Source organism: Guyparkeria sp. WRN-7 (genome assembly GCF_001641825.1).
In the GTDB taxonomy this organism is placed as follows: Bacteria; Pseudomonadota; Gammaproteobacteria; order Halothiobacillales; family Halothiobacillaceae; genus Guyparkeria.
The window spans coordinates 91,273-115,054 of sequence record NZ_LRFH01000015.1 but is presented as its reverse complement, the minus strand read 5'-3'; the positions used below and the strand labels follow the sequence as shown (position 1 = coordinate 115,054).

General features: G+C 66.7%; 24 protein-coding genes. 13 read left to right on the top strand and 11 right to left on the bottom strand.

Annotated elements, in window-relative coordinates; all coding sequences use genetic code 11:
- Positions 1-60: 60 nt before the first annotated feature.
- Entirely contained in the window at positions 61-849 is a 789-nt protein-coding gene (folE2, locus tag AWR35_RS07695) for a GTP cyclohydrolase FolE2 (protein WP_058575375.1), read from the top strand.
- Between the two features lie 102 nt (positions 850-951).
- Here folE2 and bamC read toward each other — a convergent pair whose 3' ends face one another.
- Together bamC and dapA are read right to left on the bottom strand one after the other, a co-directional pair.
- The gene (gene bamC, locus AWR35_RS07690) at positions 952-2,064 is read right to left on the bottom strand and encodes an outer membrane protein assembly factor BamC (protein ID WP_082664005.1); all 1,113 of its coding nucleotides are present in this window, start codon (positions 2,062-2,064) and stop codon (positions 952-954) included.
- A 40-nt stretch (positions 2,065-2,104) separates the two neighbouring features.
- Entirely contained in the window at positions 2,105-3,001 is an 897-nt protein-coding gene (dapA, locus tag AWR35_RS07685) for a 4-hydroxy-tetrahydrodipicolinate synthase (protein ID WP_058575373.1), read from the bottom strand.
- A 246-nt stretch (positions 3,002-3,247) separates the two neighbouring features.
- Between dapA and AWR35_RS07680 the strand changes: the two genes are divergently transcribed.
- The 3 genes from AWR35_RS07680 (at position 3,248) to AWR35_RS07670 (ending at position 5,996) form a co-directional block, all read left to right on the top strand.
- Positions 3,248-3,742 carry a peroxiredoxin gene (locus tag AWR35_RS07680; protein WP_058575372.1) on the top strand — a complete coding sequence of 165 codons (495 nt, stop codon included), beginning with the start codon at positions 3,248-3,250 and terminating at the stop codon, positions 3,740-3,742.
- Between the two features lie 51 nt (positions 3,743-3,793).
- A complete protein-coding gene (locus AWR35_RS07675) occupies positions 3,794-5,218 on the top strand; it encodes a PhoH family protein (RefSeq protein ID WP_058575371.1) in 1,425 nt (474 codons plus the stop codon).
- Positions 5,219-5,426: 208 nt separating this feature from the next.
- Positions 5,427-5,996: a DUF302 domain-containing protein gene (locus AWR35_RS07670; protein WP_058575370.1), complete on the top strand. Its 570-nt coding sequence runs from the start codon at positions 5,427-5,429 to the stop codon at positions 5,994-5,996.
- Positions 5,997-6,258: 262 nt separating this feature from the next.
- Here AWR35_RS07670 and AWR35_RS07665 read toward each other — a convergent pair whose 3' ends face one another.
- Positions 6,259-7,212 (bottom strand): LysR family transcriptional regulator, encoded by a 954-nt coding sequence (locus AWR35_RS07665; RefSeq protein WP_058575369.1) that lies wholly within the window; start codon positions 7,210-7,212, stop codon positions 6,259-6,261.
- 188 nt (positions 7,213-7,400) lie between these two features.
- On the opposite strand from AWR35_RS07665, the gene AWR35_RS07660 reads away from it, so the two are divergent.
- Both AWR35_RS07660 and AWR35_RS07655 read left to right on the top strand, forming a co-directional pair.
- Positions 7,401-7,886 carry a DUF4124 domain-containing protein gene (locus tag AWR35_RS07660; protein ID WP_058575368.1) on the top strand — a complete coding sequence of 162 codons (486 nt, stop codon included), beginning with the start codon at positions 7,401-7,403 and terminating at the stop codon, positions 7,884-7,886.
- Between the two features lie 164 nt (positions 7,887-8,050).
- Complete coding sequence (locus AWR35_RS07655) at positions 8,051-9,757, top strand: proline--tRNA ligase (protein ID WP_058575367.1); 1,707 nt, start codon at positions 8,051-8,053, stop codon at positions 9,755-9,757.
- Positions 9,758-9,837: 80 nt separating this feature from the next.
- Here AWR35_RS07655 and AWR35_RS07650 read toward each other — a convergent pair whose 3' ends face one another.
- The 3 genes from AWR35_RS07650 to AWR35_RS07640 are packed head-to-tail and all read right to left on the bottom strand — an operon-like array spanning position 9,838 to position 12,660.
- Positions 9,838-10,632, bottom strand: coding sequence for an HlyD family efflux transporter periplasmic adaptor subunit (locus AWR35_RS07650; RefSeq protein WP_082664003.1), 795 nt, complete (start codon positions 10,630-10,632; stop codon positions 9,838-9,840).
- A complete protein-coding gene (locus AWR35_RS07645) occupies positions 10,629-12,071 on the bottom strand; it encodes a TolC family protein (protein WP_082664002.1) in 1,443 nt (480 codons plus the stop codon). The genes AWR35_RS07650 and AWR35_RS07645 overlap by 4 nt, the downstream gene beginning before the upstream one ends.
- Before the next feature lie 49 nt (positions 12,072-12,120).
- Positions 12,121-12,660, bottom strand: a complete 540-nt coding sequence (locus tag AWR35_RS07640) for a thioredoxin family protein (protein ID WP_058575364.1) — start codon at positions 12,658-12,660, stop codon at positions 12,121-12,123.
- A gap of 213 nt (positions 12,661-12,873) precedes the next feature.
- Between AWR35_RS07640 and wrbA the strand changes: the two genes are divergently transcribed.
- The 4 genes from wrbA to AWR35_RS07620 all read left to right on the top strand — a co-directional run bounded on the left by wrbA (position 12,874) and on the right by AWR35_RS07620 (position 15,285).
- The gene (gene wrbA, locus AWR35_RS07635; protein WP_058575363.1) at positions 12,874-13,434 is read left to right on the top strand and encodes an NAD(P)H:quinone oxidoreductase; all 561 of its coding nucleotides are present in this window, start codon (positions 12,874-12,876) and stop codon (positions 13,432-13,434) included.
- On the top strand, positions 13,434-13,883 hold the full coding sequence (locus AWR35_RS07630) for a DUF2069 domain-containing protein (protein ID WP_058575362.1): 450 nt from the start codon (positions 13,434-13,436) through the stop codon (positions 13,881-13,883). Before wrbA ends, AWR35_RS07630 begins: the two co-directional genes overlap by 1 nt.
- On the top strand, positions 13,880-14,701 hold the full coding sequence (galU, locus tag AWR35_RS07625) for a UTP--glucose-1-phosphate uridylyltransferase GalU (RefSeq protein WP_058575361.1): 822 nt from the start codon (positions 13,880-13,882) through the stop codon (positions 14,699-14,701). The genes AWR35_RS07630 and galU overlap by 4 nt, the downstream gene beginning before the upstream one ends.
- A 101-nt stretch (positions 14,702-14,802) precedes the next feature.
- Entirely contained in the window at positions 14,803-15,285 is a 483-nt protein-coding gene (locus tag AWR35_RS07620) for a peptidylprolyl isomerase (protein WP_058575360.1), read from the top strand.
- 93 nt (positions 15,286-15,378) lie between these two features.
- Here AWR35_RS07620 and AWR35_RS07615 read toward each other — a convergent pair whose 3' ends face one another.
- On the bottom strand, positions 15,379-16,188 hold the full coding sequence (locus AWR35_RS07615) for a BPSS1780 family membrane protein (protein ID WP_058575359.1): 810 nt from the start codon (positions 16,186-16,188) through the stop codon (positions 15,379-15,381).
- An 86-nt stretch (positions 16,189-16,274) separates the two neighbouring features.
- On the opposite strand from AWR35_RS07615, the gene AWR35_RS07610 reads away from it, so the two are divergent.
- Both AWR35_RS07610 and AWR35_RS07605 read left to right on the top strand, forming a co-directional pair.
- Positions 16,275-17,030 carry an HAD-IA family hydrolase gene (locus tag AWR35_RS07610; RefSeq protein ID WP_058575358.1) on the top strand — a complete coding sequence of 252 codons (756 nt, stop codon included), beginning with the start codon at positions 16,275-16,277 and terminating at the stop codon, positions 17,028-17,030.
- Positions 17,031-17,127: 97 nt separating this feature from the next.
- A complete protein-coding gene (locus AWR35_RS07605; protein WP_058575357.1) occupies positions 17,128-17,544 on the top strand; it encodes a CZB domain-containing protein in 417 nt (138 codons plus the stop codon).
- On the opposite strand, the gene AWR35_RS07600 is transcribed toward AWR35_RS07605, so the two are convergent.
- From AWR35_RS07600 to AWR35_RS07590, 3 genes are all read right to left on the bottom strand, one after another.
- Entirely contained in the window at positions 17,541-18,179 is a 639-nt protein-coding gene (locus AWR35_RS07600) for a CBS domain-containing protein (RefSeq protein WP_058575356.1), read from the bottom strand. The two genes, AWR35_RS07605 and AWR35_RS07600, sit on opposite strands and share 4 nt — an antisense overlap.
- 88 nt (positions 18,180-18,267) lie before the next feature.
- Positions 18,268-19,812: an exodeoxyribonuclease I gene (gene sbcB / locus AWR35_RS07595; RefSeq protein WP_058575355.1), complete on the bottom strand. Its 1,545-nt coding sequence runs from the start codon at positions 19,810-19,812 to the stop codon at positions 18,268-18,270.
- Between the two features lie 25 nt (positions 19,813-19,837).
- Entirely contained in the window at positions 19,838-21,835 is a 1,998-nt protein-coding gene (locus AWR35_RS07590; protein WP_156413962.1) for a lytic transglycosylase domain-containing protein, read from the bottom strand.
- A gap of 131 nt (positions 21,836-21,966) precedes the next feature.
- Between AWR35_RS07590 and gluQRS the strand changes: the two genes are divergently transcribed.
- Entirely contained in the window at positions 21,967-22,875 is a 909-nt protein-coding gene (gene gluQRS, locus AWR35_RS07585) for a tRNA glutamyl-Q(34) synthetase GluQRS (protein WP_066185116.1), read from the top strand.
- 7 nt (positions 22,876-22,882) lie between these two features.
- Here the strand turns inward: gluQRS and AWR35_RS07580 are convergent, their stop codons facing one another.
- A complete protein-coding gene (locus tag AWR35_RS07580) occupies positions 22,883-23,695 on the bottom strand; it encodes a rhodanese-like domain-containing protein (RefSeq protein ID WP_058575353.1) in 813 nt (270 codons plus the stop codon).
- Between the last annotated feature and the right edge of the window lie 87 nt (positions 23,696-23,782).

Below are 23,782 nucleotides of genomic sequence, written 5' to 3'. Positions count from 1 at the left end.
TGCTAGAGTCGGGCCCCGAGCCCGAACGGCCCCTCACCCAACACTGCGTTTGAATTGCCCATGAACAGCCACGAAATGCCCGATGTCCAGTCCAGCCACGATGCGCGTGATATCGCCATCGACCAGGTGGGCATCAAGGCGATTCGTCACCCAGTGACCCTTCGCGACGACGGCCTGGAGCAGGCGAGTGTCGCCGAGTGCCAGCTGACCGTCGGCCTGCCGGCGGACAAGAAGGGCACCCACATGTCGCGCTTCGTCGCGCTGCTCAACGAGGGGCCGCTGACCCTGTCGGTCGACACGCTGGCCGAGTGGACCCAGACGATGATCGACCGGCTCGAGGCACAGTCCGGTGAGGCGCATTTCACCTTCCCCTACTTCGTCGCCAAGGATGCCCCGGTCAGCGGCCAGGGGGCGATGATGGACTACGACGTCACCCTCAGCGGGCGCGTCGAGCACGGTCGGGCACATATCGGCATCAAGCTGGTGATCCCGGTCACCAGCCTCTGCCCCTGTTCGAAGGAGATCTCGGCCTACGGTGCCCACAACCAGCGCTCGCACATCACCGTCGAGGGCGAGATCAGCGATCCGTCCCTGTCATTGCGGGCGCTGATCGGTGCAGTCGAGGCTCAGGGGTCCTGCCCGCTGTGGGGACTCCTGAAGCGCCCGGACGAGAAGTACATCACCGAATATGCCTTCGACAATCCGAAATTCGTCGAGGACATGGTGCGCGATGTCGCCAACGCCCTGGAGGACTATCCGGGCCTGAACGGCTTCTCGATCAGCGTCGAGAACTTCGAATCGATCCACAACCACTCGGCCTGGGCCGTGATCCACCGCCCCGGGCGTTGAGGCCCAACGAGCCAGGCTTGACCAGAAAAAAGGCCCCGTCATCCCGACGGGGCCTTTTTCATGTGCGCCTGCCCGTGACGAAACACGGGCGGCGAGGCAGGATCACTCCAGCTCGGCGTTGATCCGCGAGAGGATCACGGCGCGGTCCTTCGGCAACGTGCCGCCGGCCACGTTGATCTTTTCGATGCGCACGTCGGTGCCGCCGTCACGGCGCGGCATAACCTCCAGCGACAGATGCAGCGTCATCTCGGCGTCGCGATCGACGGTCACGCCACGCATCACGATGCCCTCGTAGAGCGCCTGCGGGTAGCTGTGCTTGACCTCGATCTCGCCGTCCTCGCGATCACGCGAGACCGGGTCGAAGCCGAGGCGATCGAGCGCCAGCCCCAGACGGTTCCAGGCGCGCGGATAGGACTGGGCAACCTCGATATAGCGATCTTCCGGCTCGTCACCGCTGATCACCTTGGAGCGGGCCTGGAACTTCGCGCCCACCATGGCCCGCGACTCCTCGGCCGAACCACCGGAGAGGTAGGCCGCCAGCCGCGACATGGTCTCGGCGGTCAGTGCCGACGAATCCGCCGACTTGCTGTACTCGAAGGTGGTGCTCTCGTCGCCGGGTACCAGCGGCTCGTCGCCAGTCAGCTCGCGCTTCTGGCCGGTAACGAACACCAGGGTCTCGTTCTCGCCCTCGCCCTGCTCGATGCGCAGGCGCACCTTCTCGATCGAGTCGGGCTTGAACAGCGTGTCCTGCGCGATCTTGAGGATGCGCATGATCGAGAAACCCGGGCCCTCGTTGCTCGCCACGCCGGTCCAGTCGGTCTCGATCAGGCCGACGTTCGGCTCCAGGCGGCGGATGCTGTAACCCTCGTCGCGCAGGAAGCCCTGCAGCTTCGGCCACACGGTGTCGGGGTCGGTGCCCACCACCAGGTAGCGGCTGCCCGGCTCCCCGGCCACCTCGATGTCGGTGCCGGTCGCCAGCACGCCGGACTCTTCCTCGCGCGCCATCGCCTCGGCCCGTGCCGAGGCGATTTCGGGCAGCGCCACCGAGCCACCAGCGGCCGGACCGGAGAAGGCCGGAGGCACTTCAAGCTGAGCGGCGCGGTTCACCTCGCGATCGTCGTCACCGACGAAGGGCAGGCTGGAGCAACCGCTGATCAGGCCCGCGGCCGCCACCGCGGCGAAGGTCAACATCCGTGAGGGGGTGGGGTTTCGCATGCCGGTTTGGTTCCAGTGTCTTGAATGAATGGGGATGCCGTCAGGCCGACTTGAGACAGCCGGCCGCGTCGAGCGCCTCCTCGAGACCGGCGTGACAGTAGCTGTCCAGCTCGGTCAGAGGCAGGCGCAGGGTTGGCCCGATCAGGCCCATGCGCTGCAGGGCCCACTTGACCGGGATCGGATTGGTCTGACAGAAGAGTTCGCGATGCAGCGGTGCGAGCTGGCCGTCGAGCGTCTCGGTGGCCGCCTCATCGCCCGCCAGCGCCGCCTCGGCCATACGCGCCATCAGGTTGGGCGCGACATTGGCGGTCACGGAAATGCTTCCCTGACCACCGGCCAGCATGCAGGCCGCGCCCAGGTTGTCCTCGCCGCTGTAGACGGCGAAGCCCTCCGGACCACGCGTGATCAGGTCGCGCATCCGCTCGATCGAGCCGGCCGCCTCCTTGACGCCGACGATGCGCGGGTGCTCGGCGAGGCTCAAAGTGGTGTCCGGGGCCATGTCCACGGCGGTACGCCCGGGCACGTTGTAGAGGATCATCGGCAGGTCGACGGCATCGGCAATCGCCCGGAAATGCTGCTTCAAGCCTTCCTGGGTGGGCTTGTTGTAGTAGGGCGTGACCGAAAGGTGGGCATCCGCGCCGGCCGAACGGGCGCCGCGCGCCAGCGCCAGCGCCTCGCGGGTGGAATTCGCGCCGGTGCCCGCGATAACCGGCAGCCGACCGGCAACCAGATCCACCGTCGCCCGGATCACGGCAATGTGCTCCTCGTAGTCGAGGGTGGCGGATTCACCGGTCGTGCCGACGGCAACGATCGCGTGTGACCCGGAGGCAACGTGCCACTCGATCAGGCGTTTGAGACCGACATAATCCACTGCGCCGTCGTCGTGCAATGGGGTGACCAGGGCCACCATGCTGCCGGTAATCGTGTTCGCCGCCATGTCGCCTCGCGTGTAACTGTCGCCAAAGGGTGATCGTGACCGTCCCGTGCCTGCGCGGTCGAAGCGGGACCAAACTCGCATAGTACCGGCAGTTATCCGCCAGTGACAAGCCGCGCCATGCCCGGTTCCACAAAGCACCGACGCGTGGTCGCACGGCCTTCGCCGGCTGCTATATTGAGTCGAGGATCGCGTGGACTGACACGGATTTCATCAGGGTTAAACACACGAGGAGTCACATAGTCAGCAATGAGCAAGCAGAGTACCGCGAAGCCGGCCGTCGAACCGACCGAGAACCAGGCCGCCCCCGCATTCAGCGGCACCACTACCGACGGCCAGCACCTCTCGATGGCCGATCTCAAGGGCACGCCCCTGGTGCTCTACTTCTACCCCCGCGACAACACCCCCGGCTGCACCACCGAGGCACGTGACTTCCAGGCGCACCTGACCGACTTCGAGTCGGCCGGGGCGCGCGTGATCGGCGTATCGAACGACGATGCGGCCAGCCATCGCAAGTTCTGCGACAAGCAGGGGCTCACCTTCCCGCTGATCGCGGATACGGATCGATCGGTCAGCGAGGCGTTCAACGTCCTGCGCATGAAGAACATGTTCGGCAAGCGTTTCGAGGGCATCGAGCGCAGCACCTTCCTGATCGACGCCGATGGCGTGATCCGGCGCGCCTGGCGCAAGGTCAAGGTCCCCGGTCACGTCGACGAGGTACTCGAGGCCGTCAAGGCGCTCTGACCATCCGTTGCCCGGCAACGGCCACCCCAACTGACTGGGAATCCTGCATCGATGATCGACACGACCCGCAAGACCCGCTGCCTGTTCGTTCTGGACACCAACGTGCTGATGCACGATCCCACCGCCCTCTACCGCTTCATGGAGCACGACATCTACCTGCCGATGATCGTGCTCGAGGAGCTCGATGGCGGCAAGAAGGGACAGTCGGAAACGGCCCGCAACGTCCGCCAGGTGAGCCGTTTTCTCGACGAGATGCTGGCCGACGTGGACATCAGCACCCTCGACGAAGGACTGCCGATCCACACCACCCTCCACGGCAAGGCCGAACACGCCGCCACGCCAACGGGCAAACTATTCCTGCAGACCCACGAGGAAACGAGCGACCTGCCGGTCAACCTGCCGGGCAACCGGGCGGACAACCAGATACTGGGCATCACCCTGGCTCTCAAGGAACAGATCACCGATCGCGAGGTGATCCTGGTTTCCAAGGACATCAACCTGCGCATCAAGGCCACGGCAGTCGGCCTGAAGGCGGAGGACTATCACAACGACCAGGTGCTCGACGACGTCTCGTTGCTGCATACCGGCTACGAGATCCTGGGGCCCGACTTCTGGGAGGCACATGGCCAGTCGCTGGAGTCCTGGCAGGACGAGGGACGCATCTTCTACCGCGTCCAAGGCGCCGATACCGAGGAGTGGTACCCGAACCTCTATCTACGACTCGAGGCCCCGGCACCGTTCACGGCCGTGGTCCGCGAAGTCCATGGCGACGGCACCGCCGTGCTCGAAAACATCACCAGCTACGAGCAGGAACGTCATTCGGTGTGGGGCATCACCGCCCGCAACCCCGAACAGAGCTTCGCCCTGAACGCGCTGATGGACCCGGACATCGACTTCGTCAGCCTGCTCGGCCAGGCCGGCACCGGCAAGACGCTGCTGACACTGGCCGCCGCCCTGACGCAGGTGCTGGAACAGAAGCAGTTCACCGAGATCGTGATGACGCGCGTCACCATTCCGGTGGGCGAGGACATCGGCTACCTGCCGGGCACCGAGGAGGAGAAGATGACGCCCTGGATGGGGGCGCTGATGGACAACCTCGAGGTACTGGCCAAGACCGACGGCGGGGGCGGCTCCTGGGAGCGGGCGGCGACCAACGACCTGCTGCAGTCGCGCATCAAGATCCGCTCGCTCAACTTCATGCGCGGGCGGACCTTCCAGAACAAGTTCGTCATCATCGACGAGGCGCAGAACCTCACCGCCAAGCAGATGCGCACCCTGATCACCCGCGCCGGCCCCGGAACCAAGATGGTCTGCCTGGGCAACGTGGCGCAGATCGACACCCCCTACCTGACCGAGACCAGCTCGGGTCTGACCTTCGTGGTCGACCGCTTCCGCGGCTGGGCACATGGGGCACACGTGACCCTCGCACGGGGCGAGCGTTCCCGACTGGCCGAGTTCGCCGCCGAGGTGCTCTGACCTCGCGGCCGATTCACGCAACGGCGTCACGCCGCGATGCGCACCGTCAGCATGAACTGTTAGCCAAGGAAGGCATCGATAACCAGATTAAGCACCTTTATTCGAGGTAAATTAATCCAGTTTGTAAGCATGTACTAATGCGCCGATAATCGATTTCGCAAGGATCCTTAGAGTTCCACTGCGAAATATTCCACAGGGAGAGTCACCCATGCGTAATTTCCTCAAGACAACCATTCTTGGTGTCGCCATTCTGTCGCTTTCCGGCTGCGGCTTCTTGTCCGTGAAGGACGAGCTCGACCCGCAGGCCATGGACATCTACATGGAGATGTATGACAAGTTCGTCGAAAGCGGCGGCGACCTTGGTGCCGCTACCGTGTGGCGGATGAAGGTCGACGAAGGTCTGACCCCGGAAGACATCAAGATGAGCATCGAGTCGGCCGCTGTCGGCAGCGGTCTCGCCAACGTCGGCGAGATGCCGCTGTCCAAGCAGCTCGAGCTGGAAACCGGCGAAGAGCAGCGCTACCTGATGATCTATCAGTACTGCAGCCCGCAGATCGCCCGTCAGGCCGTGGACTTCAGCCCGTACTTCTCCGCCTACCTGCCGTGCCGCATCTCGGTGGTCGAGGACGAGGAAGGCAACTACTGGCTGTACGGCCTGAACATGGACATGTTCGTCCACGGTGGCCGCGAAATGCCGCCGGAGTTCAAGAAGAACGCCCAGCACGTTCGTGACACCATCTACAGCATGATGAAGGCAGGCGCGTCCGGCGGCTTCTAAGCCAGGCGCCCGCAGCCCGAGCCGCTCCGGCGGCTCAGACGAAACCCGGCCGGGTCATCCGCGCCGGGTTTTCTTTTTGCCCAGAACCTTCTGGTCAGGACCTTCTGGCCAGGCGTCTATCCAAGCCCATTGCCCAACATCCATTGCACCTCTCTTCCCACCGGGGACGTTGTTCCGGCCCGAGACGAGGCACCCCAGACGCAAGACGCCCGCCGGATAGGCGGGCGTCTGATCTGCCGGACAGGATCGGCGGGGCGAGCCGTCAGGCCTCCTCGCCGTTGGCCGTGTGCTGGATCACCTCCAGATCGTGCATGGGGGTGCTGTCGCGGCAGTAGCCACGCGAGAACTCCAGCAGCTGCTCCATCGCCGGCAGGCGGAACTTGTGGCGCTGACGGACAAAGGAAAAGTCGCGGTACAGCCGCGGCGCGAGCGGCACGGCCTTCAGCAGACCCAGCTTGAGTTCTTTGCTGATCCCGGCCGACGACATGATCGACAGCCCCATGCCGGCCTCGACCGCGCCCTTGATCGCCTCGGGACTGCCGAGCTCCATGCAGGCGTCCGCGCTTTCGCCGAAGCCCTGCTCGTTCATGTAGGCGATCACCACCTCGCGGGTACCCGAACCCTCCTCGCGGCAGATGAACGGGTAGTTGACCAGCTTCTCTGCCGGAACACCTTCCTCGGCATAGGCGGCCAATTCATGCTCGGGGGGCATGATCACCACCAGCTCGTCCCGTCGGCAGGTTTCCACCAGCAGGTTCTTGTTGGTAACGCTGCCCTCGACCAGGGCCAGGTCGACCACGTTGTGCTCGACCATGGAGACCACCGCTTCGGTATTGCCCACCTTCAGGCGCACGGACAGGTCCGGGTGCTCCTGGCGGAAGTTGCCGAGCAAGGCCGGCAGCATGTTCTCGGCCACCGTCATGCTCGCGCCGATGTTGAGCGCCCCACCGATCTCGCCGGTCATTTCCTTCACGCGCCGGTCCATCTCGTCGTAGAGCTCGAAGATGCGCTCGGAGATCTCGTAGACGGTGTGGCCCACGTCGGTCAGCGTGACGCGGTTGTGCGTCCGATCGAACAGGCGGGTGTCGAAATGTTCCTCGAGCTGCCGCACCTGGAACGTGACCGCCGGCTGCGTCATGTGCAGTGCCTCGGCTGCCTTGGTGAAGCTCAGCAGACGGGCAACGGTATTGAAAACCTTGAGGCGACGATCGGCCATAGGTCCGCTCTCTGTTCGGGTGGGCAATAAATATGACCGCAGAGTGTATCAAGGCAGCTTGTGGTTTGCGACCAGCGCCCGCAGCCCAAGCCCGCCACCATCGGGCCAGCAGGGCTTTTCACGCCATGCCAAGCGGTTTATGCTCAGCCAATCACGTGAGAAAACCATCAGCCCGGGAAGTGGAAATCATGCAAGGAATCGCAACACGTCTGATTTCGTCGCTGCGTCTGATCGCCGCGGCGAGCCTCGTCACCGTCCTGTTCGCCGGGTCGCCGGCCGGTGCGGCGACCATCTACAAGTCGATCGACGAACACGGCAACGTGACGTTCTCGCAGACGCCGCCGAAGGATCGGCCCTCCGAGACCATCGAAGCAACCGGCACCCCCGCAGCGACCACGACCGACGCATCGGCCGGCGAGGAAGAGGCCGCGACCGCCGATACCGACCGGGCCACCGACCCGTCAACCGAGGTCAAGGTGGTCGACCGCGAAAAGGCGCGCGAGACCTGCCGCCAGGCACGTGAGCAACGCGAGGCGGTCGCCAACAGTGGCAACCAGCTGATGATCGAGGACGAGTCCGGCAAGTACCAGCCGATGACCGAAGAGCAGCGCCAGGAGCGCCTCAAGCGCCTCGACGCCGTCATCGAGCAGGCCTGCGGCGCGGCCGGCGAATAGCCTTTCACGCCGGGGAACACCAGCGGCCGCCTTCGGGCGGCCGTCTTGTTTGCGCGCCCTCGACGCCTCAATACGGCTGCCGGTACAATTCGGCCTCCCCGACTGTGCCGCCCGCGGCGCAGCGCCTCCGACAACCCGCACCCCGAAACCCAAGCGAGATCCTCATGCGAGCCAGCCAATTTGCCATCAACACCATGAAGGAAACCCCGGCCGAGGCGGAGATCGTCAGCCACCAGCTGATGCTGCGCGCCGGCATGCTCAAGAAGCTGGCCTCGGGGCTCTACACCTGGTCGCCGCTGGGCCTGAAGGTGTTGCGCCGGGTCGAGGCGATCGTGCGCGAGGAAATGGACGCCGCCGGCGCGCTCGAGCTGCTGATGCCCGCCGTGCAGCCCGCCGAGCTGTGGGAGGAGTCGGGCCGCTGGCAGCAGTACGGCCCAGAGCTGCTGCGACTGACCGACCGCCACGGCCGCGACTTCTGCTTCGGCCCCACCCATGAGGAAGTGATCACCGACTACGCGCGGCGCGAGCTCAAGAGCTACCGCCAGCTGCCGGTCAACTTCTACCAGATCCAGACCAAGTTCCGCGACGAGATCCGGCCGCGCTTCGGCGTGATGCGCGCCCGCGAGTTCGTGATGAAGGACGCCTACTCCTTCCACGCCGACGCCGAGTCGCTCGAGCAGACCTACCAGCTGATGTACGCGGCCTACAGCCGCATCCTCGAGCGCATGGGTCTGGCCTGGCGTGCGGTGGTCGCCGACACCGGCTCGATCGGCGGCAACGCCTCGCACGAGTTCCACGTCCTGGCCGACTCGGGCGAGGACGCGATCGCCTACGCCGTCGACGGCGACTACGCCGCCAACGTCGAGATGGCGCCCACCTTCCCGGTCGACGCACCGCGCCCCGAGCCGGCCGAGACCATGACCGAGGTGGCCACGCCGAAGGCACGCACCATCGAGGAAGTCGCCACGACCCTCGACCTGCCGGCCTCGCGCACCGTCAAGACCCTCCTGGTCAAGGGCACCGAGGCACCGGCAGTCGCGCTGGTGCTGCGCGGCGATCACGCGCTCAACGAGATCAAGGCGACCAAGCACCCGGCCATCGCCGAGCCGCTGACCTTCGTCGACGAGGCGGAGGCGCCGAAGCTTACCGGCGCCTCGGTCGGCTCGATCGGCCCCGTCGGCCTCGACATTCCGGTCATCGCCGACTTTGCGGCCATGGCCGTGAGCGACTTCGCCTGCGGGGCAAACAAGGACGGTTACCACCTGACCGGCGTGAACTGGGCACGCGACCTGCCCGAGCCGGAAACGGCCGATCTGCGCGACGCGGTCGCCGGCGACCCGGCACCGGACGGCCAGGGCAAGCTCGACATCTGCCGCGGCATCGAGGTCGGCCACGTCTTCCAGCTGGGCGACAAGTACAGCCGGGCGATGAACTGCGAGGTGCTCGGCGAGGACGGCAAGCCGATTACCCCGCTGATGGGCTGCTACGGTATCGGCGTCTCGCGCATCGTCGCCGCGGCGATCGAGCAGAACTTCGATGATCGGGGCATCCGCTGGCCGCAGCCGATCGCGCCGTTCACGGTCGCCATCGTGCCGATCGGCGCCAACAAGGACGAGACGGTGATGGAACGTGCCGAGGCCATCTACGCCGACCTGCGGGCACGCGGCATCGATGTGATCCTCGACGACCGCGGCATGCGCCCCGGCGCGGCGTTTGCCGACTGGGAGCTGATCGGCGTCCCGCTGCGCGTGGTGGTCAGCCCGCGCGGCCTGGCCGCCGGCCAGCTCGAGGTCCGCCGTCGTGATGCCGCGGAGAGCGAGGACATCCCCGCCGACGGCCTGTTCGACTGGCTCGACGCCCAGATGGCCTGACGAGCTCAGCGGACGCCAGACGAAAACGGGGCGGGATACGATATCCCGCCCCGTTTTTCGTATCCGGCTGGCTGTATTGATCAGTCGACGGGCAGCGCCAGCGTGACCGTCTGACCGGCCCGCCAGCCGAGATCGCCGCGTTCGAGGCGCACCGCCACACGGTGGCCGAGTTCACCATGGGCATCGGTCTCGGCCCGAATGGCATCGACCCTGCCCGTGCGGCGTTCCCCGCCGCGGGTGACCTCGATCTCGTCACCCAGGGCAAGCTCGCCGATCTGATCGGCGCTGACCGATGCAGTGGCCAGCAACTGGTCGGCGCGGGCAATCTCGACCAAGGTTGGCGGGGTCAGACGCGGCGAGACCACCTCGCCGACCGCCGTGTTGACCGCCAGCACCCTGGCCGCGAACGGCGCGGTCAGCCGGGATCGATCGCGCTGCCAGGCCCGAAGCCGGGCCTCCGCCCGCGCTCGGTCACGCTCGCCGGCCGCCCGCTCGCGCTCGATGATGGCCAGCGCCCGCTCGGAGTCCGAACCGACGGTGCGCTCGTAGAGCGCCTGAACGCGCTCGGCATCCAGGGCCGCCTCGTCGGCGGCCAGCGCCAGGGCCTCGATCTCGGCGGCGGCCATGCGGTGACGCTGCTCGAATGGCGTCCGGTCGAGCGCCAGCAGGAGCGCACCCTCGTCGACCCGCTCGCCGGCCCGTACGGGGAGTTCGGCGACCACGCCGGCCACCGGGGTCGACAGCGCCACCCGGTCGGCGAATGCCAGCTCGCCCTCGACCTCGACCGCCAGCACCGCCGGCGCGAGACCGAAGGCGAGCAGGCCCGCGAGCACCGAACGCACGCCACTATTCCGGCCTGGGTTGAATGGATTCATGATGCGTCCTCCGTGGCGCCGCTCGCGCCGGCTGATTTCCCGGTCGCTCCCAGCAGCACCCTCTCCAGGGGTTGATTGGTCAGCAGCGCAAGCTCCGCCCAGCGCATCGCCAGCGCGTAGGTGGTGCGCATGCGCTCGAGCCGGGCGACCGACATCTCGACCATGGCATCACCCAGGTCGGCTGCCTTTTCCATCTGGTAGAGCGTCTGCTTGCGCATGAAATTGAGCTCGGCGTAGTTCTCCAGCGCGGCCACCCGCTGCCGGCCGGTCGATCGATGCAGCCGGATCATCTCGACCAGTTCGGTGGCATAGCGGCGAATCATTGCCTCGCGCTCGGCCAGTTCGGCCACTGCCGCCATCCGTTCGGCCTGCGCGGCGGCAATCTCCGCGTTGCGTGCCCCGCCGCGGAACAGGGGAAACTCGAGGTAGAGACCGGCGCGGAACGGGTCGCGGGTCGCCCCCTCGCGGGTGTAGTGGTCGGCGTTGATCTCGCCGTGAATGCTGGGCAGGTTGGCGCCTCGCGCCGCCGCCAGGGCCGATTCGCTGCCGTCGCGCTGGCGGCGCAGCGCAGTCAGTGTCAGGTCTTCGCTCAGGGCCGTTTCCGTCAGCTCGTCCACCGCCGGGGCCTCGCGCTCGAACAGCGCCTGCAGGTCCGGCGCCTCGAGGCTACGTGGCAAGGTCTCGGGGCGGCCGGCGATCTCCGCGAGCCGGCGTCGGGTCAACCGGCGCTCGGCGTCCGCCCGCGCCCGTTCGAGCATCACCTCCTGGTAGTCACGCTCGAACAGGGCGATGTCGTATTCGGAGGTCTGCCCCAGCTCGCGGCGGTCGCGGGCACGGTCGTAGCGGATGAACAGGATCGCCATGCGCTCGTTGAGCATCTGGTAGCGCTGGTCGGCGAGCAGCACGTCGAAATACGCCTGCATCAACGCCAGTCGTTGGCGCTTTGCCTCGTCGAGCAGGACGAGACGCGCGCTGTCTGCCCGTGCTGCGGCGGCCGCCTCCCGATCGCCCTGTCGACCGAAGTCGAACAGTTCCTGGCGCAGCGACAGGCCGGCACGGTGATCGTCATGCTGGTCGTTCTCGGTGGCCAGTGCGCCGGGCTCGACATAGCGCAGCCGTCCCTCGAGGGTCGCCTGCGGCCGGCTGGCCGAACGGGTCAGCTGCTCTTCGGCCAGCCGCCGCTCGTAGCGGGAGCGGGCGGCGACCACGCCATACTGGGCATCGAGCGGCAGGGAAAGCAGTTGTTCGAAGGACAGGCTGTCGGGTAGTGGCTCAGCACCGGCGAGCCGCCCCTGCTCGATCACCGGCGGAGGCGGCAGGGTCCCGCCGGCGCTCGCCGGCATCGCGACCGCAACCAACAACATCCCGACGGCGAAGCCGCCGAACCGTCCCGGCACGCGACCTCTCCTTCGCCGCTCGACATCTCGTGGCCTGTCCATCGCCCTGCTCTCCCTGCCGTGTCGCGGCCCGGTCAGTGGTATCCGGCCGTCAGGACTGCTGCTTCTTGAACTTGAAGAAGTTCATGCCCGGCTCCTGGTAGGCCCCGGAGGCGACGAACTTCATCAGCAGCAGGAATTCCTCGGCCGATTGCGTCGGGCCGGTATAACGCAGGGCGGGCTTGCCCTCGGTATCGAAGAAGATCATCACCGGCGTGGCGCGCACACGGTATTTCTTGAAGGCAAAGTCCTTTTCCTTGATCTGCTCGCCTTCGGGGTCGGTCATCATCACGTCGCCCTCGATGTCGATGCTGACCGTGACGAAGTGCTCGTCGATGTAGGCCTGCACCTCGGGGTCGGTGAACACCTGGGTCTTCATGCGGTGGCAGAAGGGGCACTCGTCCATCTCGAAGAAGGCGAACACGCCCGCCTTGCCGGAGTCACGTGCCTCCTCGACGTCCGCCTTCAGGTCCTTGAACGGGTCATCCCAGAACCCCTCGAGCGCATGCGCCGGCGCCGCAACCGTCAGCGCCAGCAACACGGCGCTGAGTAGCTGGAGACACCACGACCGGAATGCAATCAGACGAACCATGAAACGCCCCTCGTATCGTTCGGCACCGAGCTGCCGGGAATCGACATGCACTTAATCAGATAGCCAGCTAACAGTCTAGCAATGCGCACTCGTTTCGACGCGCATGACCGATACCCACCTTCGAGGCGAGGTTATTGCTAAACTGGCCCTGCGACAAGCGGCTCACCACCACTGGCCGGGCCGGTGTCGCGAAATCCGAACCCGGACCCCCGAGTGGACATTCTGATCCTCTACTACAGCCGAAGCGGCAACACCGAGGCCCTGGCCCGGCAGGCCGCCCGCGGCGTCGAGCAGGTCGAGGGCATGACCGCCCGCCTGCGCCGCATCCCCTGCCCCGACGGCCAGCAGCCCGCCGATGGCGACCCGGAGGTGAGCGTCGACGATCTGCGCGAGTGCAGCGGGCTGTTGCTCGGCAGCCCCACCTACTTCGGCGGCATGGCCTCGGCGGTCAAGCGTTTTCTCGAAGACACCAGCGGCTTGTGGTTTCGCGGCGAACTGAGCGGGCGCCCCGCCGCGGTCTTCACGTCGACCGGCTCGATGCACGGCGGCCAGGAAACCACGCTGCTGTCGATGATCGTGCCGCTGATCCATCACGGCATGCTGATCACCGGCATCCCCTACCAGCAGCCGGCGCTGGCACACACACAGACTGGCGGCACCCCCTACGGCGCCAGCCATACCGCCAACGACCACCCGCAACTGAGTCGCGACGAGCGGGAGCTGACCCGCGCGCTCGGCGCCCGGGTGGCCACCATCGCGAGGCAACTGGCCTGATGCGCGGCGCGACCACCAGCGAAGGACTGCCGCTGTGGCCGCTGCGTCTGATGGCCGCCAGCCTGGTGGTCGTCATCGGCGGCTATGCGTTCATCGCCATCGGCGGGCAAGCCGAGATCCGCCCCGGCCTGCTCACCACCGCGCTGCTGGTGCTGCCGGCGGTTGCGGTGCTGCCGGGACTGTGGAAGGGCCACTACAAGACCATGGTCTGGGCAGCCCTGTTCGCGCTGTTCTACCTTCTGGTTGCCAGCACCGACGCCTGGGCGGCCCGTGACGACCGCGGCTGGCACCTGCTGATCGCCGTGGCGGCCACCGTCGGCTTTCTCGCCGCGTGGTGGCACAGCATCCAGCGCCGCCGTACGCTGAAGGGACGTGCTCGGCGGCGGCTTGCGGAAAACCGGTCGCCACCCAACACCCAGCCATCATCAAACGCAGAGGATTCGCGATGATCGAGAAGTGTCTGTTCCCAGCCGCCGGCTACGGCACCCGCTTCCTGCCCGCCACCAAGGTCATGCCCAAGGAGATGCTGCCAATCCTCGATCGCCCGTTGATCCAGTACGGCGTCGAGGAGGCCTTCGAGGCCGGCATGACGCAGATGGCCATGGTCACCGGCCGCGGCAAGCGAGCGCTTGAGGACCACTTCGACGTCAACTACGAGCTCGAACACCAGATCCGCGGCACCAAGAAGGAATCCATGCTGGCCTCGATCGACCGGCTGATCGAGAACTGCACCTTCTCCTACACCCGGCAGCTGGAAATGCTCGGCCTGGGCCACGCCATCCTCACCGGCGAACGCCTCATCGGCCACGACCCCTTCGGCGTGGTGCTGGCCGACGACCTTTGCGTGGGCTCCCCGGTCGGCATCATGGCCCAGATGGCCACCATCTACGAGCGTCATCAGTGCTCGGTGATCGCCGTCGAAGAGGTCCCGGAACAGGACATCCACAAGTACGGCGTGATCGGCGGCACCCCGATCGACGACGACGTCATCCAGGTCAGCGAGATGGTGGAAAAGCCCAGCGCCGCCGAGGCACCGGGCAACCTCGCCATCATCGGCCGCTACATCCTGACGCCGGACATCTTCGACATCCTGCGCCGCACCCCACCGGGAACCGGGGGCGAGATCCAGATCACCGATGCCTTGCGCGAGCAGGCCGAACAAGGCAAGGTGATTGCTTACCGGTTCAAGGGACGGCGCTTCGACTGCGGCAGCCCGTCGGGCTTCGTCGCCGCCACTAACCATTTCTATCACCTCAGCACGCGCTAGGCGCATGCCGCGCGTGCGGGAACCTCGTTTCGGATCTTCTGTCGCAGGCGGGTCCGAGGAGGTTGTCCCGAAATTCACAGCCGTCCACGTGAGGCAAATCAATGCAAGTTCAGAACGACCACGTCGTTTCCATCGACTACACCCTGAAAAACGATGCCGGTGAAGTGATGGACACCTCCGAGCAGAATGGCCCGCTCGCCTATCTGCACGGCCATCAGAACATCATCCCGGGCCTGGAAAAGGCGCTGGACGACAAGTCCGTCGGTGACAGCTTCACCGTCAGCATCGAGCCTGCCGATGCCTATGGCGAGCGCGACGAGCGCATGATCCAGACCGTACCGCGCTCCATGTTCCAGGGTGTCGACGAGATCGAGCCGGGCATGCGCTTCCAGGCGCAGACCGAAGGCGGCGTGACCGTAGTCACCATCAAGGAAGTCAACGGCGACGAGATCACGCTCGACGGCAACCACGAGCTGGCCGGCGAGACGCTGCACTTCGACGTCGAGGTCAAGGACGTTCGTCCGGCCTCCGAGGAAGAGATCGAGCACGGCCACGTGCACGGCCCGGGCGGCCACGAGCACTGAGCCCTCTCCCACCGTCGCCCCGGTCGCGACGGACAGAAAAAAGGCAGCGACCCGCTCGGGCGCTGCCTTTTTTGATGCCCGAGCAGCCGGACCTCAGGCCACCGGGTCGGCCGGCTCCGCCGGCTCGCTCTCGGTGGTCGGGAAGATCGAGACATAGGCGGCGTACATGGCCGCCCAGCCCCACGGCACCAGCAGGATTGCGCTCAAGCCGGCCGTGAGGGGAATGGTCATGAACAAGGCGAACCAGATCAGGCCGAAGATCAGCATCGGCAGCCAGTTGACCCAGACGGCGCGAAAGCTCGCCGACAAGGCGGCGAGCAGCGAGGATCCGGCCAGCACGACACGGGGGATCGCGAACAGCATCGCCGCCAGGTAAAGCACGTAGACACCGATGACCACCAGCCAAAGCCACATGGCGGCACCGGAAGTCAGCACCGGCAACAGTTGCGCCAGTCGCTCGCTGTCGTTCATCTCGGGGCTTTCCAGTGCCGCCATCCCGCCTTCCGGCATTGCGGCGGTCAGGTAGGCGGCAAGCAGCAACAGGATGCCGAGGTTGACCAGAATGGTCACCCCGCCCAGGCCGATCAGGGTGCGCCACGGCGCCTGCCCCGAGAACTGCGAGAACAGCAGATCGAAGCCGATCGGCTGCTCGCGCGCCAGCGGCTCCTCCTCGGCCCGCTCGAGGATTTCGGCAATGCGCGCGAAGATCATGATCACGCCACCGCCCAGCAGCGGCGCGATCAGGTAACCCGCGCCCATGCCAATCAGCGGCACGAAACTGGTGAGAAAGATGAGCAGGTACATCAGCAGGACGCTGCCGATCACCAGGCCGGGGCGCGTCTTCAGAAGCTGCCAGCCACCCGCGATCCAGCGGGCACCGGAACTGGCCGGTCGTTTGCGCATTGCGTAGACTCTCGTTCGTTTTGATTCATGACGATCCGTCCCCGCTCCGGGGACGGACCCAATGGTAACCAAAGTTGGAACCGCGCATGCTGAAAGCCATCCTTTTCGACGTCGACGGCACCATGGCCGATACCGAACGCGACGGCCATCGCGTCGCCTTCAATCTTGCCTTCCGCGAGGCGGGGCTCGACTGGCACTGGGATGTGCCCACCTACGGCGAATTGCTCGCCGTGACCGGCGGCAAGGAGCGCATCCGCTTCTTCATTGACAAGTACGCGCCGCAGGTGCCCGAGGTGGCGGACCTGACGGACTGGATTGCCGGCCTGCACAAGGCCAAGACCGCCCACTATCTCGATCTGCTGCGCCAGGGTGAGATCCCGCTGCGCCCCGGCGTGGAGCGACTGATCGCTCAAGCCCGCCGGGCCGGCATGCGTCTGGCGATCACCACGACCACGACCCCCGAGAACGTCACCGGCCTGCTGAAGGCGACGCTCGGCGATGACAGCCCCGAGTGGTTCGAACTGATTGCCGCCGGCGACATCGTCCCGGCCAAGAAGCCGGCACCGGACATCTACCATTACACCCTCGAACAGATGAACCTCTCGGCGGATGAGACGATCGCCCTGGAGGATTCGGCCAATGGCGTGCGCTCGGCCCTGGCGGCCGATGTGCCGGTCGTGGTCACGATCAACGACTACACCGCCGGAGACGACTTCGGTGGGGCACTCGCCGTCCACACCCATCTGGGCGAGGCGGACAACCCCGCCGAGACCCTGGCAGGGCCGGCACCCGATAACGGCGTGGTCGATCTCGACTACCTCGCCGACCTGCTCGCGCGCTGAGCTCGTCCGGAGGCCGGCTCTCTTGTCGCGCCCCCTGTCGGCAGGCAGGCAAATCACCTAGACTGGGGGCACGATCCATCCCGAGTAATATCGCCCCATGAGCGTTTCTAGCCCCGACGGGTCCGAACAATTCGACTACCAGGCTTTCATCGACGGCTTCGAGGAAGTCACCTACTGGCACTTCGACTGGTACTCGCGGATCATGGCCGTGCTGCTTTACGGCACGCCCCGCCCGCCATTGAGCGAGCACGAGTGCCGCTTCGGCCGCTTTCTGGAAACGCATGGCTCACCGCCGGGACGGGAGGGCGAATTCGAAAAGGTCCACCAGCTGCACCTGAAGATGCACCAGTCCGCAGACACGCTGCTGACGAGCGCCGAGGGTGGCCAGCAGGCCGAACGCGAGTCGTTCGACGAATTCGTGGAGTTGCAGAGCCTGTTTCTTGCGACCTGCTTCAACCTGATGCGCGATGCCTTCGGCGACAGCTGCGCGCTCGCCCACCTCGAGACCGACTAGAGCCAGAGTTCCAGCGGCGCGTAGTTGATCAGCGCACGCAGGATGTCGCTACGTGTCACCACCCCAATGACACGCGGCGGATCCGCACCCTGATCGACGATGGGCATGCCGCGTATGTCCTGCTCGATCAGCACCCGCGCCAGTTCACGGATATTGGTCTGCGGCCCGGCGGTCAGCACGTCGAACCGGGCTATCGCCCCGACCGGCATCTTGGCCAGGTCGGAATAGCGGATTCGTTGCCGAGTGATGTCGCCGCGCGTGATGATCGCCTCGATACGGCCGTCATCCCCGAGCACCGGCAAGAGGCCGATACGCCGGTCCGACATCAGGTCGCGGGCGCGCCCCACCGTGTCGTTGATGCCGATGGTCAGCGGCGGTTTCGACATGATCTGCTCGGCCAGCGATACCGGGGCCGGCTCGCGATTCACCGCCCCCGATGCCTCGTAATAGGCCTGCAACGAGCCTGCGGCCGGGGCGCGACTCTGGTTGCGCCGCTGGGGGTACACCCCGCCACGATCTTCCGATACGCCGCGGATCGGCTCGACCATCATGGGCGGTCGCAACAGACCCGGCGACGTCGCCTCATCGATGGTCACGGGGTCGCTCACCCCACGCCCGAAGACCACAAAACTCATGGCAGTTCCCTCATGTATGCATTGAGGTTATCGGCCTGCCATCAGGATAACTTGAGCCCAAGTGACTGACCACACGGCATTTACTGGCTTACTGCCCTCCCGACGCGGGCATTTCCAGTTCGCGCTCCTGCTTCGCCAGCCAACGACGATACGGGCCGAGGAGCGCTCGTTGTTCGACCGACCAATTGTCATCGTGTTCCAGCCGATCGACTTCGGCACGCAGCCCGGGGAAGTCCCGCCCGGTCGGCGAGTCGGTGTCCGCCGTTTCCCCGGGACGCAGCTGCTCGACCAGTCGCGCGCGCCAACGGCCACGGGCCTCGGCGTCCAGCGCCTCAGGCAGGTTGCGGGCGACGAACCCCTCCACCAGTTCGGGCAAACGGTCGTCCTCGAAGCGCTCGGACAGAAGGCAGCGGGCATGCTCGACCGCGTCGCGGCGCGAGCCGAGCGAGCGGGCCCGGTCCCACCAAGCCTCCAGGGCACGCCGATCGCTAGGCGGGACAAAACCGGCGTAGAGCGCCTGCTCGACCGGCTGCGGCGGAAAATCGCCCTCGGTGCGCTCCAGCGCCCCGACCAAGCGCTCGCGCAATGCCGCGAAGTGCTCACGGAAACGTTCGGCATGCAGGGCGATTCGCTCCCGGTCGACGACCATGCGCTGGGCGACGCCGTCGCGGTCGAGCGCATCGGCCGGCAGCACCACCGGCACGCGATTGAGATGGATGGACTTGATCGGCAGGCGCAACTCGTCCCAGTCGCGCTCGGCCGTTTCGGGCGGTGTCTTGAGAAACCGCCGCTCGGCCCAGGCCTGGGCATCCAGTTCCAGCCACGGCAAGGGATCGAAGCGCAGGTCCCAGCACTCGCGTCGGTTGCGGTTGCCGTCGACCTGGCCGAAGGAACAGAACATCGAGGCGGAGGCCACGCGGGCCGGCAGGCGCGGTGACACATGCAGAAACGGCGCATGATCGGATGAGTCGATCATGCGGGCCACCTGACGCTTGTCGCGGGCGGCCAGCAGGTGCTCCCAGAGCCCCGGATCGGCCGCACGCAGGCGCCGCGCCAGATCGATGGTGGCCTCGACATCGGAGAGCGCATCGTGCGCCTGCTCGTGCATCAGTCCGTTGGCGGCAGAGAGCTCGGAGAGGCGCAAGGTCGGGCGCCCGTCACTACCGACCGGCCAGTTGAGTGCATCGGGGGCCAGCAGGCGGTAGGCGCGTGCCGCGTCGAGCACGTCGAAGCGGCTGTTGCCGTCGGCCCACTCGTGGCGGTAGGGATCGAGGAGGTTGCGCCAGAAGAGAAAGCGCAGCATCGGCGCGTCGAAGCGCAGGTTGTTGAAACCCACCACGCAGGTATTCGGCCGGCTGACCAGCCGGTGAATGCGATTGGCCAGATTGGCCTCGCTGTCGGCACCGGCCAGTTCCGGGGCATCCGGCAGAATGCCCGTGGTCATCACCGCCGCCGGATGCGGCAGGCAGTCCTCGGGCACCCGGGCATACCAGACCACCGGCTCACCGATCGGCTCGAGGGCCATGTCGGTACGGATGGCGGCGAACTGCAGCGGTCGGTCGAAGGCCGGGTCCGCGCCGGTGGTCTCGAGGTCGAAAAAGAGAAAGCTGGGTGGGGTGCTGGTGACAGGCAAAGCCGACTCCCTGGCTGGCGTTGGATCAGTCCGCTGACGGTATCACCGGCAGCAACGTACCGAGGCGCTGCGGACTGCCGGTCAGACGCCAGTGATAGATCACCATCCCGGCCAGCACCGCCTGGGCATAGGCCCGCGTCTCGTCGAACAGGATGGTGTCCACCCAGACATCACCGGGCAGCGGCACGTCGGGCAACCAGTCGCGAGCGCGCCCCGGACCGGCATTGTAGGCGGCGATGGCCAGCGGATAGCGATTGTCGAAGCGCTCGGCCATATGCGCGAGATACGCCGCCCCGAGGGCGATGTTCGTGCCGGGGTCGGTTAGGCGGAGCGGCGCCAGCCCGAGACCGGCCTGACGGTTGATCCAGCGCCCGGTCGCCGGCATCAGCTGCATCAGCCCGCTCGCCCCCACACCGGAGCCGATGTCGCGCATGAACAGGCTTTCACGGCGCATCACCGAATACACCCATGCCGGCGGAATCGACTGGCGCTCCGCCTGCGCCTCCACCAGGGAACGATACGGCGTCGCGTACCGCGTTGCCAGCCATTCCGGCTCGTGAAAGGCCTGCATGCGTGCCAGGACCACGGAGGCACGATCGGCCCAGCCGGCCTGGTCGGCCAGCCAGGCGAGCGCGGGGAGCCGATCCTCGGCCACGTCATCAAGCGCATGGCCGAACAGACGCCGGGCGTCCTCCGGACGATCCAGCCGATGGAGGGCGAATGCCAGCGCCAGCCACGGCCGGGCCTCGAATGCGGCGATGGTTTCGGCGTTCGGCTCGGGCGGGGCAACCGGCTCGTCGGGGAGCGGGTAACGCACCCCGAGACGGTCGGCGGCGAGAAAGCCATGATAGTCGGGCGTCTCGGCAAGTTTGCGCCAGGCGGTTCGCGCCGCCGACGTCCGACCGAGTCGCTGCTCCGCCTCGGCACGCCAGAAACGCCATTCGCGCTCCGAGCCAATCTCCTCGGGCATCGCATCGATGGCCTGCTTGACCCGAGCCCAGTCGAGATGACGCAGCGCCGAGCGCACCGTCCAGGTCCAGACCTCATGGTCACGAGCCGTGACCGGCACCTCGCGCAACCAGTCGAAGGCCTGCGGCTGATACAGATAGGCCGCCTTCAACGCCGCCAGCCGCGAGACACGCCCCGCCTGCGTCTCGTCCAGCAATTCCAGCCGGGTGGCCCGCTTGAGCAGTTCGCGCGCCCGGGCCGGGTCCTTCTTTGCCAGCCACAGCAGCCCCTGCGTGATCGCCTCGCTGTCGCCCTCGGCCTCGATGCGCTCGGCCACGGCGGTCACCGGCCGGTCACGCAGCGCCTGCCAGCGATCACGATAGACGCCGAGCCCGGTCGGTCCGCGACGCACGAGGTAGCGGGCCAACCCGTCCTGGCCCGCGGTTACCGCGGCGCGGATACGGGCGCGGTAGGCGGATGCGTCGAGATATTCGTTGGTGTCGAGCCAGGCGAAGATGGGGTCACAGGCGTCCGGCTGACTGCGCCCTCGCTGCCAGACGGTCAACGCCGCCTCGGCCTGTTCGCCGGTGAGCGTTCCGTCGAGCGCCAGCTCGGCCTGCCAGTAGGCACACTGACGGCGCGTGCCGGGCGTGATCTCGGGGGGGCGATCGAAGACCAGTCGAAACTGCCCCCAGGCCTCCTGTTCGGCGAGGTGGTCGAGATAGCGGCGCTTGAGGCGCGGCGTCAGGGGCGCCTCGGGATGCTCGCGCAGCCGGGCAGCCACCGCCGCCGGCTCCTCGTCCACTCGCTCGATCAGCCAGCGCGTCTCAAGATAGAGCCGGATCGCCTCGCCGTGCTCCGCCGCATCGACGTGATCCAGTGCACGCCGAAAGCCGGCACGGTCGTGGCGCTCGATCGCCGCCAGGCCTTCCGCCAGCACGGCAGGCGGCTCCCCCTGGATGTACCCGGCACGGGCCGAACCGCCAATCACCAGGCCCACCAGGGCGACCACAGCGATCGCCGGCAGTGGCAACCGAATCAGACGCGAGATCGAAGGCGACAGGACAGCGGTCATGGAGATCACTTTAGGCTATCGGGTGACGGTGGCTTCAAGGACCCGTGTAGGATGCCCAAACCGGACTTGAGTTCGTCGACGGGCGACATTATCCATTCGTCAACGCCACTGACCTACCCGATCGAACCGAGATGACCATCGCCCCTTCCTCCCAGCACCGTTACCACGGCCGCTTTGCCCCCACACCTTCGGGACCGCTGCATGCCGGCTCGCTGGTCGCGGCACTGGGCAGCTATCTCGATGCCCGCGCCCATGGCGGGTCGTGGTCGGTTCGCATCGACGACACCGATCAGGCACGCAGCCGGACGGAAGCGGTCGAGACGATCCTGGCCCAGCTCGAGGCCCACGGCCTGCACCCGGACGGCGAGGTGATCTTTCAGAGTCGGCGACGCGATCGCCACGAGGCGGCGCTGGAGCAGCTTGCTGCCGCGGGACGGGTCTATCGCTGCCGCTGCACGCGCTCCCGCCTGCGGGCCTGGGCTGCGGAACACGGGCAGACGATGGGGGCCATCGGGCCGATCTATCCGGGCTTCTGCCGCGACGATCCGGCCGACGAGGACGAGCGCCACGCCCTGCGGTTCCGGGTCGGCGAGGACGAGCGGTGCGTGGCCGACCGCCGCCTGGGCACGATCCGCCAGACGCTCACCGTCGACGTGGGAGACCCGGTGTTACGCCGCGCCGACGGCCCGATCGCCTACCATCTGGCCAACGTGGTCGACGATGCCGAGATGGGCATCACGCAGGTGGTCCGCGGCGAGGATCTCGCCGCCATGGCGCCGCTGCACGTCGAACTGGCCGAGGCCCTCGGACTGACGGCACCTGCCTACTTCCACCTGCCGCTGGTCAACGGGCCGGATGGCCGCAAGTTGAGCAAGACCAATCACGCCCGGCCACTGGACAACCGGCAGGCAGCGGACAACCTCGCGGCCGCGGCAGCCGTCCTCGGCCTTCGGGATGCGGGCGGCAAATCGCTCGGCGATCAGCTCGAGCGCTGGGCCCGCGAGTGGAGCGCGCTGCACCCACTCGGCGTCTCGTCGTGATACGGGCTCACTTGAGGCCCATGCTCTCGTAAAGGGCGCGCGCGCCGCCCTTGAGGAACCAGTAGTCCTCGGCCCCTTGCGACTCGAGGTAGTACTGCAGCCAGCGAACCTGCTTGCCGGTGGCATCGAGGAAGAACAGCGGCCGGTCTTCGCGCATGGCGGTCTGCACCAGACCGTTCAGTTCACGGTTGCCGTTGGTGAGGGGCACATGCCGGTCGCGCATCTGGAACAGCGACACGCCCTGACGTTGCTCCTTGCTGCGGATATCGACGATCAGCGGGTTGCGGCTCGCCTCGATGCGGGCGTAGAACGCCTCTTCCGCCAACAGGTGCGCCTCGAACTGCTCGCTGGCGATCAGGCGGTCGGCGCTCTTCAGCGGCTCGCCCAGCAGCACGGTGTGCTCGGGGTGGGCCTGCGCCCAGGCGAACACCCCCGCATCATAGACACGCACCGCCGTGAGCCCGGCCTCCTTGGCCTTGAGGGCCGCCTTGTAGGAGACCGAACAGGTGACGCCGTTGCAGTAGAAGACCAGCGGCTGCCCCGAGGCCTCGGCAAGCGACTGGACGGTGGCGTTGAAATCGGGCGACGCGAGCGGGACGGACCGGGCGTTCTCGATGTGCAGCGTCTCGTATTCGTAGGTCGAACGCGCGTCGATCACCGTCATGGAATCGAGACTCTCCGCCAGCTCAGCAGTCTCGATCGGCTCCAGACCGACCGACGCGTACTGCTCCCGCAGCGGGAAGTCCTCGGCCGCCGCGAGCGACGGGGGCAGCCATGCGAGCGCCAGCGCCAACATCGCCGCACCGACCGACCGTCCCATTGTTCCGCCCGGCCGCCGTTCCGCGGTCACATCCATCCCTGTGTTCGGCATTCGACTCTTCCCTCATGTGACAATCCGAATACCGGC